Source organism: Spirosoma litoris (assembly GCF_054776755.1).
Genome location: NZ_BAAHBI010000020.1, coordinates 95,572 through 111,452, shown reverse-complemented (window position 1 = coordinate 111,452; position 15,881 = coordinate 95,572). Strand labels below are relative to the sequence as shown.

Annotated in this window: 14 protein-coding genes; 9 read left to right on the top strand and 5 right to left on the bottom strand. The window is 47.8% G+C overall.

Going from position 1 to position 15,881, the window contains the following annotated elements:
* Positions 1-48 precede the first annotated feature (48 nt).
* Complete coding sequence (locus ACYVGR_RS12665; RefSeq protein WP_460957087.1) at positions 49-393, bottom strand: DUF4260 domain-containing protein; 345 nt, start codon at positions 391-393, stop codon at positions 49-51.
* A gap of 48 nt (positions 394-441) precedes the next feature.
* Positions 442-1,470: an NAD(P)H-binding protein gene (locus ACYVGR_RS12660; protein WP_460957085.1), complete on the bottom strand. Its 1,029-nt coding sequence runs from the start codon at positions 1,468-1,470 to the stop codon at positions 442-444.
* A gap of 227 nt (positions 1,471-1,697) precedes the next feature.
* Here ACYVGR_RS12660 and ACYVGR_RS12655 point away from each other — a divergent pair, with 227 nt between their 5' ends.
* From ACYVGR_RS12655 to ACYVGR_RS12640, 4 genes are all read left to right on the top strand, one after another.
* Positions 1,698-2,594 carry a hypothetical protein gene (locus ACYVGR_RS12655; RefSeq protein ID WP_460957083.1) on the top strand — a complete coding sequence of 299 codons (897 nt, stop codon included), beginning with the start codon at positions 1,698-1,700 and terminating at the stop codon, positions 2,592-2,594.
* A 192-nt stretch (positions 2,595-2,786) separates the two neighbouring features.
* The gene (locus ACYVGR_RS12650) at positions 2,787-4,166 is read left to right on the top strand and encodes an amidohydrolase (RefSeq protein WP_460957081.1); all 1,380 of its coding nucleotides are present in this window, start codon (positions 2,787-2,789) and stop codon (positions 4,164-4,166) included.
* A 10-nt stretch (positions 4,167-4,176) separates the two neighbouring features.
* Positions 4,177-4,950: a helix-turn-helix domain-containing protein gene (locus tag ACYVGR_RS12645; RefSeq protein ID WP_460957079.1), complete on the top strand. Its 774-nt coding sequence runs from the start codon at positions 4,177-4,179 to the stop codon at positions 4,948-4,950.
* Positions 4,951-5,026: 76 nt separating this feature from the next.
* Positions 5,027-5,410 (top strand): DUF1398 family protein, encoded by a 384-nt coding sequence (locus ACYVGR_RS12640; protein WP_460957077.1) that lies wholly within the window; start codon positions 5,027-5,029, stop codon positions 5,408-5,410.
* 70 nt (positions 5,411-5,480) lie between these two features.
* Here the strand turns inward: ACYVGR_RS12640 and ACYVGR_RS12635 are convergent, their stop codons facing one another.
* Positions 5,481-6,287, bottom strand: a complete 807-nt coding sequence (locus ACYVGR_RS12635; protein WP_460957075.1) for a phytanoyl-CoA dioxygenase family protein — start codon at positions 6,285-6,287, stop codon at positions 5,481-5,483.
* Positions 6,288-6,368: 81 nt separating this feature from the next.
* Entirely contained in the window at positions 6,369-7,640 is a 1,272-nt protein-coding gene (locus ACYVGR_RS12630; protein ID WP_460957073.1) for a 3-phosphoshikimate 1-carboxyvinyltransferase, read from the bottom strand.
* 223 nt (positions 7,641-7,863) lie between these two features.
* On the opposite strand from ACYVGR_RS12630, the gene nagA reads away from it, so the two are divergent.
* The 3 genes from nagA (at position 7,864) to ACYVGR_RS12615 (ending at position 13,244) form a co-directional block, all read left to right on the top strand.
* Positions 7,864-9,027, top strand: a complete 1,164-nt coding sequence (gene nagA / locus ACYVGR_RS12625; protein ID WP_460957071.1) for an N-acetylglucosamine-6-phosphate deacetylase — start codon at positions 7,864-7,866, stop codon at positions 9,025-9,027.
* A 741-nt stretch (positions 9,028-9,768) separates the two neighbouring features.
* Positions 9,769-12,720: a TonB-dependent receptor gene (locus ACYVGR_RS12620; RefSeq protein ID WP_460957069.1), complete on the top strand. Its 2,952-nt coding sequence runs from the start codon at positions 9,769-9,771 to the stop codon at positions 12,718-12,720.
* 14 nt (positions 12,721-12,734) lie between these two features.
* Positions 12,735-13,244 (top strand): hypothetical protein, encoded by a 510-nt coding sequence (locus tag ACYVGR_RS12615; protein ID WP_460957067.1) that lies wholly within the window; start codon positions 12,735-12,737, stop codon positions 13,242-13,244.
* 38 nt (positions 13,245-13,282) lie between these two features.
* Here the strand turns inward: ACYVGR_RS12615 and ribD are convergent, their stop codons facing one another.
* Positions 13,283-14,359 carry a bifunctional diaminohydroxyphosphoribosylaminopyrimidine deaminase/5-amino-6-(5-phosphoribosylamino)uracil reductase RibD gene (ribD, locus tag ACYVGR_RS12610; RefSeq protein ID WP_460957065.1) on the bottom strand — a complete coding sequence of 359 codons (1,077 nt, stop codon included), beginning with the start codon at positions 14,357-14,359 and terminating at the stop codon, positions 13,283-13,285.
* A 139-nt stretch (positions 14,360-14,498) separates the two neighbouring features.
* Here ribD and prmC point away from each other — a divergent pair, with 139 nt between their 5' ends.
* Positions 14,499-15,347: a peptide chain release factor N(5)-glutamine methyltransferase gene (gene prmC / locus ACYVGR_RS12605; RefSeq protein ID WP_460957063.1), complete on the top strand. Its 849-nt coding sequence runs from the start codon at positions 14,499-14,501 to the stop codon at positions 15,345-15,347.
* 105 nt (positions 15,348-15,452) lie between these two features.
* Positions 15,453-15,872 carry a four helix bundle protein gene (locus ACYVGR_RS12600; protein ID WP_460957061.1) on the top strand — a complete coding sequence of 140 codons (420 nt, stop codon included), beginning with the start codon at positions 15,453-15,455 and terminating at the stop codon, positions 15,870-15,872.
* Positions 15,873-15,881: the final 9 nt, after the last annotated feature.

Sequence of the window (15,881 nt, the reverse complement as noted above, 5' to 3'; positions counted from 1 at the left end):
GCATAGCTGAAGTCTGAGATTTTTAGCTATGCGGACAGGATGTCCGCGTTACAGATTCTCCAAACTCGTGTGCTTGAAACTGTCGAAATATTTCAGGCCATAGCCTAACATCCGATCCATGCTGGAGTGTGCGAAAAGAATGATTCCCGTTAGCATCAATAGCTGACTGCTTATAACTAGTCCAAGCAGGCCAATTACGATACCCAATCCTTTGTGATGCACGAAGTTGTACAACACGGCCCCAACAGCCGGATTAATGACATAGCCAATCATGCTCACGTCGGGCACAAGGATAAGCGCCGGAAACCACCACCACGCAAAACTAAGACGAGAGAACAGGTAAATAGCACCCAGAAATTGAATCAATTCTTCGGATTTCAATAAGGTTTTCATTTGATTATCAGATTTTAGTAAATAAGGAAATAGCGAAATCGATACAGCTTAGTTCGTGGCTCCCACGGGTAAAAACGTCTGTTTACGTTCATGTTTGGCAAACCAGGTCAACGTTTCGGTTAACGCCTGTTTCATGGGTGTTGGGCGAAAGTCAGGGAACAAAGCCAGTACCTTTTGATCGTCGAGCAGAATTGTGTTTTCGTAGAGATAAAGCATCTCCTTCACTTCCCGCAACACGGGCATAAATAAGCCCAGCACACTGATTATAAAGCGGCTATAGAGCTGCACCTTCAAGGGCTTTCCGGTTAGCGAGGTAATCTGCTCAAACCACGCCCGTATTGATGGCACTGTCGTTCCCCCATAATTCCAGACTTCATATGGTTTAGCTGCCGACGTAGTTGCAGTCGGTTGCATCTGGCTAGACCAATCTCGTAAAAGTAACCGGACAATAATTTCGGCAGCATCTTTCGTATAAACCGATTGATGCGGAATGTCGGCGTTCACAATCCAGGGCAGCGCTTTCCCTGTGAGAGCATTTTCAAAAATAGGCTTTACCCCTTCGTTGAGCACGTTTGGGCCCCAGAAATCAGGAAGTCTTACGTTCATAACGCGGCATCGGCCAGCCGTAGCAGCTTGTTCCAGCATCGCTTCAATCTCAACCCGAAGCTGACCTTTTCGCGTACAGGGATTGGGCGTACTATCTTCCCGAATCGATTCGGCAGTATTCCCGAAATTATAGACGTTTCCGGGCAAAATAACGGTTGCATGATTCTGGCCGGCAGCGTCTATTATCTTCTGCGTTGCCGTATCCATATTCCCAAACCACTTGTTGTACGGGTAGTTGATTCCATGAAAAATAAAATTCGTATCGGCCGAAATTCGATTGAGTAAAGCGGCATCCTGCACGTCGCCTTCGATAATAGTCAGGGTAGATTGATTCGGAAACAAAGCCTCTGCCTTAGCCCGGTCGCGAACAAGAATTGTTATAGGTATTCGGCGAGTCAGTAGGTTATCGGCAACAGCATAACCGATGCTACCAGTTGCGCCCAGAACGAGGATAGTTGGTGTAGTATTCATGAGATTTGCGTATCTGTTTGTACAGAACAAAGGTCAGGCTCCTACACGATGTGGTCACTGACGAACCACGCAAATCGACTGACCAATTGCGAAAATCTGGGGCATTGCGGGTAGTAATACCTACGTCTTTCCAGAACTTTTGGCTGGTCAGCAACGTAACTGAAAAAAGCTGCGTAATTGATGTAGTATTTACCGTATTGTTTATTCCATCAGGCTTTTAGTCTACTATGAAACACATTTCACTTCTTCTTTTTCTAATGGGCTTATCCGTGTCGGCATTGGCTCAGGAGGTTGTGATTGATACCAATTATTATGCCCCCCCTCCTGTTGTTCGCAAGAAAGTACTGACCGAAGATCCTGATCAAAATCCCTATCGAAATCGCTCTGCTCGCCAACGTCAGTCCGACCATTCAGCTGATTATCAACTCAAGGAAACCCAAACCTGGTATGTGGGTCTCGAAGGTGGTTTTCGTACCGATGGCACTGTGCTTACCAATACGTTCGATGGACTAATCAGCAGTAGCTCTACCACAAAAGCCACCTGGAGTGCTTTAGTGGGCTATACCTACCGAAATGCGTGGGTCATTGAAGCGGGCTACACCTATGCGCCAGTACACCTGAACATTACGATTGCGAACGGATCGAAACCGCTTATTTACAACTATCAGAACAGCGGGTACGGCATTCCTCTACGCATTAAACGACGTATCGGCTCCGCAAGTCGTGCTGCCAATGGCACTGGATTTTGGCTTTCGGCAGGTGCCTGGCTTGTTCCAAATGGCAGCATCAATACCGACAACTTTCGGCTGATTGGCTATAGTTATCGCAGCAGAACCCGCGTCGCCGATACTTTGCGGTTAGACAATACCACTACGCTCAAAAGCATTTCGGGCATTGCCGAATTAGGCATTGATTACTCCGTTCGCTTATCTTCTTCGCTCGAATTCGGCACGTATATCCGAAAATACTGGGGACTTGGTGAAGCCGTCCGTTCGGATATTACCTATACCGTTAATGGCGTTGCTCAACCGCAATCGACGGTCACGGCGAACGGAACAGGCTGGGGCTTCGGTATCGCTCTGCGCTATATTTACGGGCGACAACAGGAAGTCAAGAAGCCCTAAAGCTGGCACTATTTAGTTGATTGATATGGCGTCTTTAGAAATTCTCAAACGCCCGTAGCGACTATTTACGCTAAATATTATTTTACCATTATCAAATTAAACAAAATATAATTCTAAATATCTTTCCCCATAACGGCTATTATCCTAACTGGTTATTTTCTTACTTTAGCCAGAATTCTAACTTTACAGTTCATGCATATCCATCGTATCTTCCCAAAACAGTTTCGCTACCCCTTACTCGGATTTTTTATCTTTCAGTTCGTTTGGTCAGTCGCTCTTGCTCAACCATCCGAAGCCTTGTTAGGGAAGGTTCATCAGTTAGCCTATGCCGATTCGGCTCGGTTAGTAACGATGTACAAAGACCTGCACACCCACCCGGAACTGGGCTTTATGGAAGTCCGCACGGCGGATATTGTCACTGCCGAACTGAAACAGTTAGGCTATCAGGTTTATTCGGGCATTGGCAAAACGGGTGTCGTGGGCATTCTGAAAAACGGCGAAGGGCCGACTGTCATGTTTCGTGGGGATATGGATGCGCTGCCCGTCAAAGAAACAACCGGACTAGCTTACGCGAGTACCGCTACAGTTAAACTTCCCGATGGTAACGAAGTGCCTACTATGCATGCCTGTGGTCATGATGCCCACACAACCTGGTTGTTGGGCGTTGCTAAAGTTATGAAAACACTCCAGCAGGAATGGAAAGGCACCTTAGTACTGGTAGCGCAACCTGCCGAAGAGCCCATTATGGGCGCACGGGCAATGCGCGAAGACAGCGCTTTTGCCAAATACGTACCTGTTCCCGATTATTTACTGGCCATGCATACGGGTCCATTTCCAACCGGTATGATTTTTAACCTGCCGGGTACGCGCATGGCAGGTACCGATCAGCTTGACGTTACGTTTCGGGGCGTAGGCGGTCATGGCTCTTCGCCACAAACGACCAAAGATCCGATCATTATGGCTAGCGAGGCTATCCTGCAATACCAGACCATTATCAGCCGTAGCAACGATCCGCAAACTCCGGCTGTGCTTACGGTAGGGTCGGTTCAGGCAGGGCAGGATAATAACGTCATTCCAGCCTCGGCACTGGTTAAAATCAATTTCAGGTGGCTGAAACCCGAAACACGGAAGCTTTTGTACGATGGTGTAAGTCGGATTGATAGCGGCATTGCCATTAGTAACGGGCTACCGATGGGTCTTTTCCCGATTATGAAGAAAAAGGGCTACTCGTTCCCGGTAGTTAACGATTCGGCGCTGGTGAGCAAGGTAAACACCACGTTGCAGCGAGTTGTCAAAAAAGGGAATCTGATCGCATCGGGTTTCCCTACCGCAATGGGCTCCGAAGATTTTCATCACCTTGTTCTCGACAACAAGAAATCTGTCTACGATTTCATCTTCGTCGGAACGGCTCCGTTAGACATGGTTCTGAAGGCTCGAAAAGAAGGTAAGGCTACGCCTTTTTCTAATCACAACGGCAATTATATGGTCGATCTGGCTGGTATTCCCTGGGGTGTTCAAATCGGTTCTGATGCCTTATTAGGCGTGTTGAAGGTAAAAAGCAGTAATCAGTAAGACGTCTTTCATGCGCTATCAAGTCTACCTACCTTGCGATAGGCTAAAACCTTACGTCAGGCAACTTATCATTTCGGAGTCAAGCGATGAGCAGACGTATAAAGTACTGCCAGATACTTCGCTGGTGATGGGATTTCAATATCGGGGCAAGATCGCAACTGTACATGGCGCTACCACACAACCCTTAGCAACAGCAGGTATAACGGGGATTCAGCATGGGGTTCGGACCTTCAGAAATTCACCAGCTACGGGTTCGGTACTGGTTATCTTTACGGAAACAGGGACAGCTTCGTTTTTTAAGGAGCCTCTCCACGAGTTAGTTGGCGATAGTGTCTCTCTCGACAGTTTTCTGAATCGTTCTACGATCAGTGGCCTTGAAGACCAATTAGCTGAGGCCCTCTCGGATCAGGCCCGGATCCAGCTTGTTGAGTGCTTTTTGCTGTCAAGATTACAAACGCTTAAATCCGATGCGCTGGTGGAACAGGCGATTCAGCACATCTATCAATCAAGAGGTACTATCCGAATGGTAGCTCTGGCCGATAAACTTTGTATTAGCCAGAGCCCGCTCGAAAAGCGTTTTCGGCAGATGGTTGGTACATCTCCCAAAAAGTTTTCGTCCATTGTCCGAATGAAACACGCTATTGCAGCCTTCTCAAAAACCAATAGCCTGACCGGCATTAGTATCGAAGCGGGCTACTTCGACCAGGCTCATTTTATCAACGGCTTCAAGATATTTACGGGCCTAACCCCTACCGAGTTTCTCCAGAATCTACCCAAGCCCTGACAGGAAGAAAAACGATTTTTTACAATTGTAAGGATGCCCCTTCTCCGACCTTTGTCCTGAACAAAACGAAGAGAAAATGTCGACTGAAGAACGCTTAAAACAAGCCTACGCCACGGCCAAAAACTATCCTGACTTAGCACAAAAACTTGTTGAGGCCGGGGTTCATTCCTATACGGTCGAGGTGTCGTCCAGTATCATCTTGTATCGGTTGGCCGATGGCGAAACCTTACTGCACGCAAGTACAACCGCGCTCAGAGTCATTGCCGCCAACTTCGACGAAGCCACTACCATCCAGGCCATTCGCGACAACCAACAAGGCAAAACGGATTATCCCCAATTCATGCGTGACATCGCACAAGCGGGCGTTCGTTTCTATGATGCCATTCTGACGGGCGCCAACAAACGGGTTATTTATGTGGGCATTGGTGGACACTACGACGAGAAAATCCCGATAGCTTAAAAACGAAAGCGCCTTGTTTGGAAATTGACGCAATTCCCAAACAAGGCGCTAATTAGTTCCGGTGGTCTCGCTAGTTGACCAGCTTTTTCACATCCAGCACTTTAATCTTGTTCTGTTCCGCTTTTTTAAGCGTTTCGGGCGAATAGGTTGACAGGCGCACGTTCTCCTGCATGTCGGCCCGTTTCTGAATGTGTTGCTCCAGATAACGATCAAGGTGCTTACCTTCCAAACCGTAGCTAAAGAATAAAGACACACGCTCTCCTTCCTGCTCGCGGAACAGAAAATCGGGCAGCCGATTTTCCAGACCAACGTGGAGGGGCAAATTGTTCAACACCTTCATCCGGCGGGCATTACCACTGTGGAGCGTCCGCATGTTCCAGAGCACAATATCGCCCGCACGGGTGTCGGCAAACACATCGGCACCGTCGGCGGCATCATGGCTACCTGCTTTGAAACGGATACCTCCGCTGTAGGTATCGTGATTTTGCAGGTAAATACCGAATCGAATCAATGGATACGCCCCCTCCCAATCAGCTCCCTGCCCGAACTGATACCGGTCGATGTTATCGCGGTGAAAGCCGCGCGTACCCGTACCAATTTGATAGGTGCTGTCGGAGAAATAAACCGGCGTGTCACCCAGAATTTCAGTCGCAATGGCAACAATTCGTGGATCGTAAATGACCCAACCCAGTTTCTCTTTACTCAGTAAGTCTCCCTTTACAGAGGCAGCCTGTTTTACTTTCGCGACCAGACCGAGTTTCTGTTGTTGATCGCGATACTCATAAGCGGACTGCCGTAATTGGGTTACTTCATCGGGCGTAAAAACGTTACGGACGATGAGATAGCCCTGTTGCTCAAATTGTTCCCGACGTGTCATTGTTTTTATTGTTTCAAGTTTTATTGTTTCGGGTTCAATGTTCAAGGTTTCAAGTTCTAGTTAGACATGAAACCTTGAACATTAAACTTGAAATAATTCATCAATAAACTCAACTCTGGCCACTCGCGCCATATCATCCCAAAAGCTTGGGTACGATTTATCGACCACTCGTGGCTCTTCGATAATAATCTCTTCGCGCATGGCTACAGGGGCAAACGCCATCGCCATCCGGTGATCGTCGTAGGTTTCAATCGTAGCCGGAACCTCATGATTGGTTGGTAGCCGATGAACCTCATAGAGATGGTTAGGCTCCAGTTCCACTAGCTCAGCACCAATTTTCTGTAACTCGGCCTGTAAAGCCGCTATCCGGTCCGTTTCCTTGATCTTCAGACTTTCGACCCCAGTCAGGTGTAGGGTTACTCCTTTCACGGCGGCACATACAGCAACGGTCTGCGCCAGGTCAGGGCAATCGGTAAAATCCCAGGACAGCGATTCGCTGGTTGGGCCTTTAGTCAATCGAACGCCTTCTTCGGTGAAGGTACTCTCCACACCCAGCGACCGCATAATGTCGACAATAGCGCTGTCGCCTTGCAGCGATTTCGCTTTTAGGCCAAGGAGCGTAATTTCGGCCGTTTCATTCTGGGCCAGAGCCGCCACGCTATACCAATAGCTGGCTCCCGACCAATCAGATTCAATAGCGTAGGGTTTAGGGGTGTAAGGTTTAGGGGCAACCGTAATCGTTTTTGCCTCCCAATCCGCCTGAACATCAGCACCAAAATAAGCCATCTGTTCCAGCGTCATTTCGATATAAGGACGCGAGCCAATGGCTCCGGTCAATTCCAGTGTCAGGCCATTCGGCAACAGCGGAGCGATCATCACCAGCGCCGAAATATATTGGCTGCTCACATCACCCCGAATGCTTACGCGGTTATTGCCTGACGTGCTAAATCCATTAATCTGCGTCGGTGGATAGCCTTCTTTATTCAGGTAAGAAATATCAGCGCCAAGTGTTCGCAACGCATCGACCAGAATACCGATGGGTCGCTCGCACATGCGTGGTGTGCCCGTCATTGTTTTTTTCTGACCTGTTACGGTAAAATAGGCCGTCAGGAAACGCATGGTCGTACCAGCATCCAGCACGTCGGCTGTTGAATCTTTCGATTTCAACAACCGAATCATCGTTTGCGTATCGCGGGCGGTCGATAGGTTTTTCAAATCACACTGAAAGCCGGTCAGGGCATCAATGATAAGAGCACGATTGCTTTCACTTTTCGACGAAGCCAGGGGCACAGTAGCCCGGACGATACCCGGATTCGTCAGCGTAGCGGGAGGAGATAAACGAACAGCGTTCAAGAGATAAACTGATTAGACTAGTTGGGATTTACGGTAGTCGGTTTACTGTTTACGGCGGCTGGCGTGTAAGCCATTTTCTGTGCTAGTCACCATCATCCATAAACTGAATACCGTAAACTGTGAACCCAAAACCCATAAAAGAAATAGTTCGCAAAAAAACGAAATAACTACTAGATTCCGGTCATCATTGGCTTGTTAGCCAACATGAAACCGCTTTTTTCGTATGAATCAGTTTAGTAACGCCACCGTTTTTACTGGCGAAGAATGGCTTTCCAATGCATCTGTGCGCATCGACAATGGCCGCATTCAGGAAATTTCAACTGCAGAAACTTTTGTAGACTCCAGCGATCCGACTGTCATTGATCTCAACGGCGACTACCTGCTTCCGGGTTTTGTAGATTTACAACTATATGGTGGTTCCGATCTGTTTCTGAACGACCAGCCTACGCCCGAAACCGTCCGGCACATTTACGATTCTCACGTTCGAAATGGCACCACTACCCTACTGCCCACGATCCATTCAACGTCACTAGCTATTATGCAGCAATCGATGGCGGCTGTGCAGGTAGTACGAAACGAAAACCCATTTGGCGTGCCGGGCATCCATATTGAAGGGCCTTATTTCAACCCAATTAAACGGGGAGCGCACAGCATGGCCTACGTTCGAACACCCGCCGAAGGCGAACTAGAGGCTTTATTCGGTACGAATGCTGATGTTATTCGAATTCTGACGCTGGCTCCCGAAATACTGACGCCCGAACAATTCAATACCATTAAGCGGCTGAAACACGCGAATACACTCCTCTCGCTTGGTCATAGTAATGCAACCTATCAACAGGCGACAGCGGCTTTCAATGACGGCATGCCTCTGGCAACACACCTGTATAATGCGATGCGTAGTTATGAAAGCCGCGAACCCGGTGTAGTTGGAGCCGTTTTCGACCACCCATCTGTTCGGGCTAGTATCATTGCCGATAGTTACCATTGCAGCCCAATCGCCATCCGTATTGCGTATCGACTACTTGGGGAGCGACTCTTCCTGATTTCGGATGCCCTTTTCGCCAACCCACCCAGACCCGCATTTGATCTGGAGCAATTTATTGTTCACTACGAACCCGATGCAAATGGCCCTGGACGTTACGTCAACAACGAAGGCAATCTGGCAGGCTCAGCCATTACCCTCATTGACTGCGTTCGGATTGCGGTTGAGCAAGCAGGTATTCCGTTAACAAACGCCCTCCGAATGTCGTCAACGATTCCGGCGGAAATTATTGGTTTGGGCGACCATATCGGAAAAATCAAGCCGGGTTATGTGGCCAATCTGGTCGTTACAGATAAAGCGCTGACTACAAAAGGCGTATGGATTTCAGGCGAAAAATTGGTTTGATAATTACTCATTGATAAGCTCCTCGTTATTGAGTAATTACCCCAAATAACCTCTGGGTTAATTACTCAATAACAATCATAAATAGCTCGATAGTATCAAAAATATCACAAAAAACAGGAGATCAATTTAATTATATTGTATTTTTCAAATAATACCATACAATATTCTATAAAATACTTTTTTAACATTATTAAATATCTTACTTTCGATTAAGTACAACAAACATCAACTCCCAAGTTTAGCGCGCAAAAATTCATAGGGGAGTTTATTTATTCAGGAAGCAGGCAACTGGTCAATCATTCCTAGTCAGGCTGGTCGCTGCACAATTTCAATATGTGTTTCGATAATCTCACGGGCGTTAAAAATAGCCTGTCGGTTATTGTATTGCCCAGATTTTCAGTATCCACAGTACGCATAATCTAAGCTTATTACTACCATGAAACGTCCTGAAAAAAGCAGTACTTCTTTAGTACACGGGAGTTATTCGCCCGGTATTATGCAATACACATCGCCTACTTGTTCCTCAAAAAATACTTTCAGAGTGCACACGCTGGCGGGGCGGCCTTATGGATATGGCCGTCAGACACATTCTGAAAGTTCCCAACAAGGCACCAGGCATTAATCCGTAATCATCTTACTATAGCCTTATCTGTTTGGATAAGGGTCACTCCGTCTGCCGGGTTTCCAGCAGTCGCTGGCTGTGTATTTTCTCAACTTTCCCAACATAAATCCCCTATCAACATGCAAAGAAAACTACGTAAGTATGACGTCGTCGCTGTCGTCGCCCTGATGATCATGGCGGTTACCTACCCTATGGATGCCTGGGCACAAGCCAGAAAAATAACCGGTAAAGTGTACACCAGCGGGGCCTCCGAAGCCTTACAGGGAGTCAATATACTTGTAAAAGGCAATAGCCGGAAAGGTGCCATTACCGACAATCAGGGTATGTTTTCGCTGGAAGCCCTGCCAACCGATGTTCTGGTGATTAGCTTTATCGGCTTTAAAGCGCAGGAAATAAAAGTGGGTGATCGAACGAATTTTGATATTCCACTCGAAGAAGATGCTACCCAACTCAGCGAACTGGTGGTAACCGGAACCCGAAACGTTGGGCGAACAATCATTGAATCGCCGGTGCCTGTAGATGTCATCTCAATCAAAGACATTATGGGCTCACTTCCGCAAATGGATCTGGCCCAAATGCTGGCCGTTGTAGCCCCCAGCTTTAACTCGGTTCGCTCGCAGGGTGGCGACCTGAACTCACACGTCGATCCGGTGCAGCTACGCAATATGGCGCCTAACCAGATTCTGGTTCTCGTTAACGGTAAACGACGCCATACATCGGCGCTACTTATTACCGAGACGGCGGTAGGTAGCCCATCTACAACCGTCGATTTGATGACGATTCCTGTTTCGGCCATTGATCGGGTGGAAATTCTTCGGGATGGTGCCGCTGCTCAGTACGGTTCAGATGCGGTGGCTGGTGTGGTGAACATTATCCTGAAAAAAGGAACGAACAAATTAACCGCCAGCCTCACGGGTGGTGGTTACGCCAACACAGGTGGGCAGGCCGGAGCGTTGACCAAAAGTGGAAAACCAGACGGTTTCAACTACCAGTTCGACGCGAACTACGGCTTCAAAATTGGCGACAAAGGGTTTTTGAATGTTTCGGGGCAGATTACCCAACGCCGACCCACGCTTCGGCCATTCGTAAACGACTGGGGCTTCTTTGATAATACCTACCTGAACAATCTTCGCACCGACAAGAACGGCAATCCGATCATCACCAACCCCGAATTGATTAGTGCGCAGGTGGCCGGGAATAGTACCTTAATGGCATCGCTAAAAACAGAAGATGGGTTGATGAGCGCTCGTGGGTTGACAAAAGCCGATTTTGCGGTTTACGCTGGTATGCCTGCCATCACACTCGGTAGTATGTTCTATAACGCAGGGTATGAAATCAACCCAACCACTACGTTTTACAGTTTTGGGGGTGCTTCGTACAAATACCTGGAAGGTTTCTCCTGCTACTTCCGTCGGCCCGCCCAAACTGACCGATTTAACTATCTGCTCTATCCCAACGGCTACCGACCTCAGATGACATCCAATACGTCGGATATTTCAAATACGGTGGGGATTAAAAGCAAAGTCGGCGAATTCAACGTTGACTTCAGCAATACGTTTGGCAGCAATACGATGCGCATTGGAATGGTCAATACCATCAACGCGTCGATGGGTTCCAACTCGCCCGTGAACATGAACATTGGTACACACCAGTTCACGCAAAACTCCACCAACCTCGATTTCTCCCGCTATTTCAAAGGTATCATGAACGGGTTAAACATTGCCTTTGGTGCCGAAATGCGAGTTGAGAATTATAAAATCATGAAGGGGCAGGAAGAGAGCTATACCTATGGCGATGCCGGTATATTGACCGTAGCTCAGGCCGGGCTGCTGGTTGGACCGGATGGAAAACCGCTTGAAAATGAAGCCAGTGCACCCATTGTCGATGCCAATGGCAAACCCTTAACCGTTTATGCCGGTCAGCAAGTGACCGTTAAAAACCTATCGGCAAACTGCCAGTGTTTCTCTGGTTTTGGCCCTAAGAATGAGCGCAATGAATTTCGGACAACAATGGCGGCCTATCTGGATGCAGAGCTGGAACTTAGCCGAAATTTTCTGATTGCGGGTGCCTTCCGCCTGGAAAACTATTCTGATTTTGGTGGTGTAACCATCGGCAAACTGGCCGCTCGCTACTCGATCTCGAAAACGCTGTCTATCCGTGGTTCTATTGCCAGCGGCTTTCGGGCTCCTTCTTTACAGGAGTTGAATTATACGCACACAGCTACGGCTTTCGTACCCGATGCGAACGGGATTCCTCAGCCGCTCGACGTGACCACCTATCCAACAAACAGCACGGCGGCTCGCGTGTTAGGCATTAAAGGCTTGAAGCAGGAGCAATCGCGTACGTATGGGTTTGGTCTTACCTACCAGCCCACTCGCGGCTTCGAAGTAACGGTCGATGCCTATCAGATCGACGTAGACAACCGGATTTTCCAAACCAGCTATTTCAACGCGTCGGAAGTTGGCAATAACTATCAGGAAGTAATTGGCGATGGCGAAGCGCAGTTTTTCGTCAATGGAGCCGATGTTCGTTCAAAAGGAATCGAAGTGGTTGGTAACTACACGCTCGACCTGCCTAAATCGAAAAGTTTAACCTTCACGCTGGCGGCCATTTTGAGTAAGAACTCGGTACTGAACCGGAAAGCCCTCAACCTGAACGTAGCGAATCTGACCGAAGATCAGGTTGTTGAAAAATACCTAAGTCGCAGTGTCATTGGTCAGTTTGAGACCGGAACTCCCCGAACCAAACTGATTGCATCGGCTATCTACCGGTTCAACAAATTTGATGTGATGCTGCGGGGCACCTACTTTGGCTCCGTTACCGAGCGTTCTACCTCCTCCGATCAGGACGGCAATTATTATGACCAGACGTTTTCGGGACAGGCTATTTTTGACCTAAGTGTTGGTTACACGGTGAATCGCAATTTGAAACTATCGCTTGGTGGTAGCAACATTTTGGATAAATATCCGCAAATCCTTCGCCCAGAGAACCAGGGCTTTTATCTGTACTCCAACAACCAGCAAGGTTCCAACGGCGCCTATTACTACGGCCGTGTAGCGTTCAACTTCTAATTGTAACTCCAGCTATGAATCGATATTTTAACACAAAAAGCATTTTCCCCGCATTGGGTCTGTTTCTTTCAGCGCTCATTTTCCTGAGTTCCTGCGAACAGAATAAGTACGAACCCAACACAAGTGTTGCGCCGGGTGGCGGTACTGTAACGACCTATAAGTCCTATACATTAACCTCGGCATCGGGAGCAACGGTTTATGGGCGCGTCGTATTTTACAAGTACAGTTCTACCGTTACACTGGTCGAGATGGGGCTTTACAACACCGTTACGGGAACCACTTATGCGTCCTCAATCTATCAGGGAAAGCTGTCCGACAATTCCAGCACAGCCCTCAAACCGCTTGATGCCATTAGTGGAGCAACGGGCGAGTTCTCCAGCAATAAATACTTTACAATTAGCGAAGCGGGCTTCTTTGATAAATTAAGTACCTACAGTGCCAATGTCAAAATCCTATCCGGCACAACGTTGGTTGCCAGTGGGAATATTGGTGCCAATGCAACTCCTGTGGCGCAATCGAATTAAAGAGTGTTAAAAGTGATACTTGTCTGAATAGCCCCGAATCATTTTTCGGGGCTATTTTTATAGATCGTCAATTCATCTTCCCCAACCATTTCTCTGCTGCTCAGTACTCCCTGCACAACGGGCGCTTTTATTGCACTACCGAGCCGCTCTCTCCCCAACATCATTCGACTGCGGAATACGCGCATTTCATCCCATAAACCAGCCTCAATAAACGATTGTAGAAGGGTAGCTCCGCCTTCAACAAGCACTGATTGAATTTTACGCTGATGGAGGTCTTGCAATAAATGATTGAGTGATTGAGTGAATGAGTGAATGAGGTCGAGATGAGTACCGTTTTCACTCTTTCGCTCTTTCGCTCTTTCACTTTGGTGATACACAATGGTGGGCTGTGTTCCGTCAAATAAATGTAGGTCGTTGGGCAGCGACAAGTTTTTATCAATGACAATCCGCACGGGATTTTTTCCCGGCCACAGACGCGTACTCAGGCGGGGGTTATCTAGGCGGGCGGTGTTTGTTCCCACCATAATGCCATCCTCTTCACTTCGCCAGCGGTGTACCAATCTGTTCGCCAGATCGCCGGTTATTTTAACGGGTTGACTGTCGGTCGCGCCAATAAAGCCGTCTGATGTTTCGGCCCATTTCAGGGTAATGTAGGGTCGGTTTTGTTCGAAGAAGGTAAAAAAACGCGCATTCAATTCACGACCTATTTCAGACAAGACACCGGTTTCGACCGCAATGCCAGCCGTCCGAAGTTTCGCAAATCCCTGACCAGCGACTAATGGGTTGGGATCATCATTGCAGCAAACAACGCGACCAACCTGTTTTTCAATCAGTAAATCGGCACAGGGAGGCTGTTTGCCGTAGTGCGAACAGGGTTCCAGCGTTACGTAAGCCGTACTTTGAGGCAATAAGTGCATATCTTCAGGGCGAACAGATGCTATTGCATTTCGTTCTGCATGGGCCTCACCATAGCGCTGATGCCATCCTTCGCCAATAATTCGTGGCTCGACTCCTTCTGAATCATATACAATGACGCAGCCAACCATTGGATTGGGGCTCACTTGCCCTCGACCTAAGGTGGCTAATTCGAGCGCACGACGCATGAATTGGTTCATAATTTGTACTTTGTGGTTTATAGTTTACGGTTCGTGGTTTATGGTGGCTGACGCTTGCATAAAAGCACTGTAAACCACAAACCGTAAACTGAATACCGTAAACTTCCCTATTTTTGGCAAAATTACTCGACAGAACCCAATGGCCACCGCCAAACCTCTATACGACCGCCTAAGCAAAAACATTACAGCCTACCCACCCGAAGAAGCGCGGGAAATGGCGTTTATGTTGCTCGATCATTATTTCGGATTTCGTAAAACGGATGTACTGACCGACAAACCTCTGCCACCGAACCGGACAGAGCCTGACTGGTTCAAGATTCTGGAACGCCTGAACCGCCAGGAACCCATCCAGCACGTTATTGGCACAACCATTTTCTGCGGTTTAGAATTCGAGGTATCGCCGGATGTACTGATTCCCCGACCTGAAACCGAAGACTTGGTGCGACTCATCATGCACGACTTTGCCGACCGAACCGACGACGTTCCTATTGTAGACATCGGTACGGGCAGCGGCTGTATTGCCATCACATTAGCTCGTTTTCTACCACAATCGGTTGTAACAGGCTGGGATGTTTCGGACGAAGCACTTACCCTTGCCCAGCGAAATGCCGACCATCTGAATGCCGATGTCATTTTCGAGATTCAGGATATTCTGAACGTGCCTGCCGATTTCAGTCGCCGGTTCGATTGCGTCGTGAGTAATCCGCCTTATGTAACTCGTTCGGAAGCGGCTGATATGGACCGCAACGTGCTCGACTACGAGCCAGATTTAGCTCTGTTCGTCGAAGACAACGACCCACTGGTTTTCTATAAAGCAGTCGCTGATTTCTGCATTCGTCACCTAACGAAAGACGGAGCCTGTTACGTTGAGATTAATGAACGATTCGGCGAGGCTACCCGGCAAGTCTTTGCCGACCGCGGCTTCACCAAAATTCAGGTCTATAAAGACATCCACGGCAAGGATCGCAGCATTCGGGCTACGTTTTAGCGAGTTATAAAGTTGTAGAGTTACAATGTTGTACAGTTGTAGTCTCAGATGGCATTAGTTAGCGTCAGCCAACTTTGTAACTCTACAACTTTATAACTCTTAAGAATGTCTACAATTAACCGAATCGAAGACTTACAGGCTTGGCAAAAAGCTCGGTTGTTATCAAGCAATATTCACCAGACAACGCGGGATAAACTATTTCAGGATGATCTGGATTTGAAACGACAGATACGCCGGTCAGGCGGTTCGGTCATGGATAATATTGCTGAAGGATTTGGAAGAGGTAATCGCGGTGAATTTATTCAGTTTTTAGGCATTGCACGAGGTTCGCTTACTGAAGTAAAATCTCAACTATATCGCTCTTTGGATAATCAATATGTGGGCAAGCTTATCTTTGATGATTTATACAGCCAAGCCGATGAAGTAGGCCGAATTATTGACAAACTACTTCTCTATTTGAATAATTCGACGAATAAAGGCAGGCGCTACTCAAAAGGTACTGATGGAGATAATGTAGAGCCATAACTCTACAAC

What these genes read in the sequence shown, in the direction of transcription:
- ACYVGR_RS12665 (WP_460957087.1), bottom strand. Translation starts at nt 393, where the DNA reads ATGAAAACCTTATTGAAATCCGAAGAATTGATTCAATTTCTGGGTGCT.
- ACYVGR_RS12660 (WP_460957085.1), bottom strand. Translation starts at nt 1,470, where the DNA reads ATGAATACTACACCAACTATCCTCGTTCTGGGCGCAACTGGTAGCATC.
- ACYVGR_RS12655 (WP_460957083.1), top strand. Translation starts at nt 1,698, where the DNA reads ATGAAACACATTTCACTTCTTCTTTTTCTAATGGGCTTATCCGTGTCG.
- ACYVGR_RS12650 (WP_460957081.1), top strand. Translation starts at nt 2,787, where the DNA reads ATGCATATCCATCGTATCTTCCCAAAACAGTTTCGCTACCCCTTACTC.
- ACYVGR_RS12645 (WP_460957079.1), top strand. Translation starts at nt 4,177, where the DNA reads ATGCGCTATCAAGTCTACCTACCTTGCGATAGGCTAAAACCTTACGTC.
- ACYVGR_RS12640 (WP_460957077.1), top strand. Translation starts at nt 5,027, where the DNA reads ATGTCGACTGAAGAACGCTTAAAACAAGCCTACGCCACGGCCAAAAAC.
- ACYVGR_RS12635 (WP_460957075.1), bottom strand. Translation starts at nt 6,287, where the DNA reads ATGACACGTCGGGAACAATTTGAGCAACAGGGCTATCTCATCGTCCGT.
- nagA (WP_460957071.1), top strand. Translation starts at nt 7,864, where the DNA reads ATGAATCAGTTTAGTAACGCCACCGTTTTTACTGGCGAAGAATGGCTT.
- ACYVGR_RS12620 (WP_460957069.1), top strand. Translation starts at nt 9,769, where the DNA reads ATGCAAAGAAAACTACGTAAGTATGACGTCGTCGCTGTCGTCGCCCTG.
- ACYVGR_RS12615 (WP_460957067.1), top strand. Translation starts at nt 12,735, where the DNA reads ATGAATCGATATTTTAACACAAAAAGCATTTTCCCCGCATTGGGTCTG.
- ribD (WP_460957065.1), bottom strand. Translation starts at nt 14,359, where the DNA reads ATGAACCAATTCATGCGTCGTGCGCTCGAATTAGCCACCTTAGGTCGA.
- prmC (WP_460957063.1), top strand. Translation starts at nt 14,499, where the DNA reads ATGGCCACCGCCAAACCTCTATACGACCGCCTAAGCAAAAACATTACA.
- ACYVGR_RS12600 (WP_460957061.1), top strand. Translation starts at nt 15,453, where the DNA reads ATGTCTACAATTAACCGAATCGAAGACTTACAGGCTTGGCAAAAAGCT.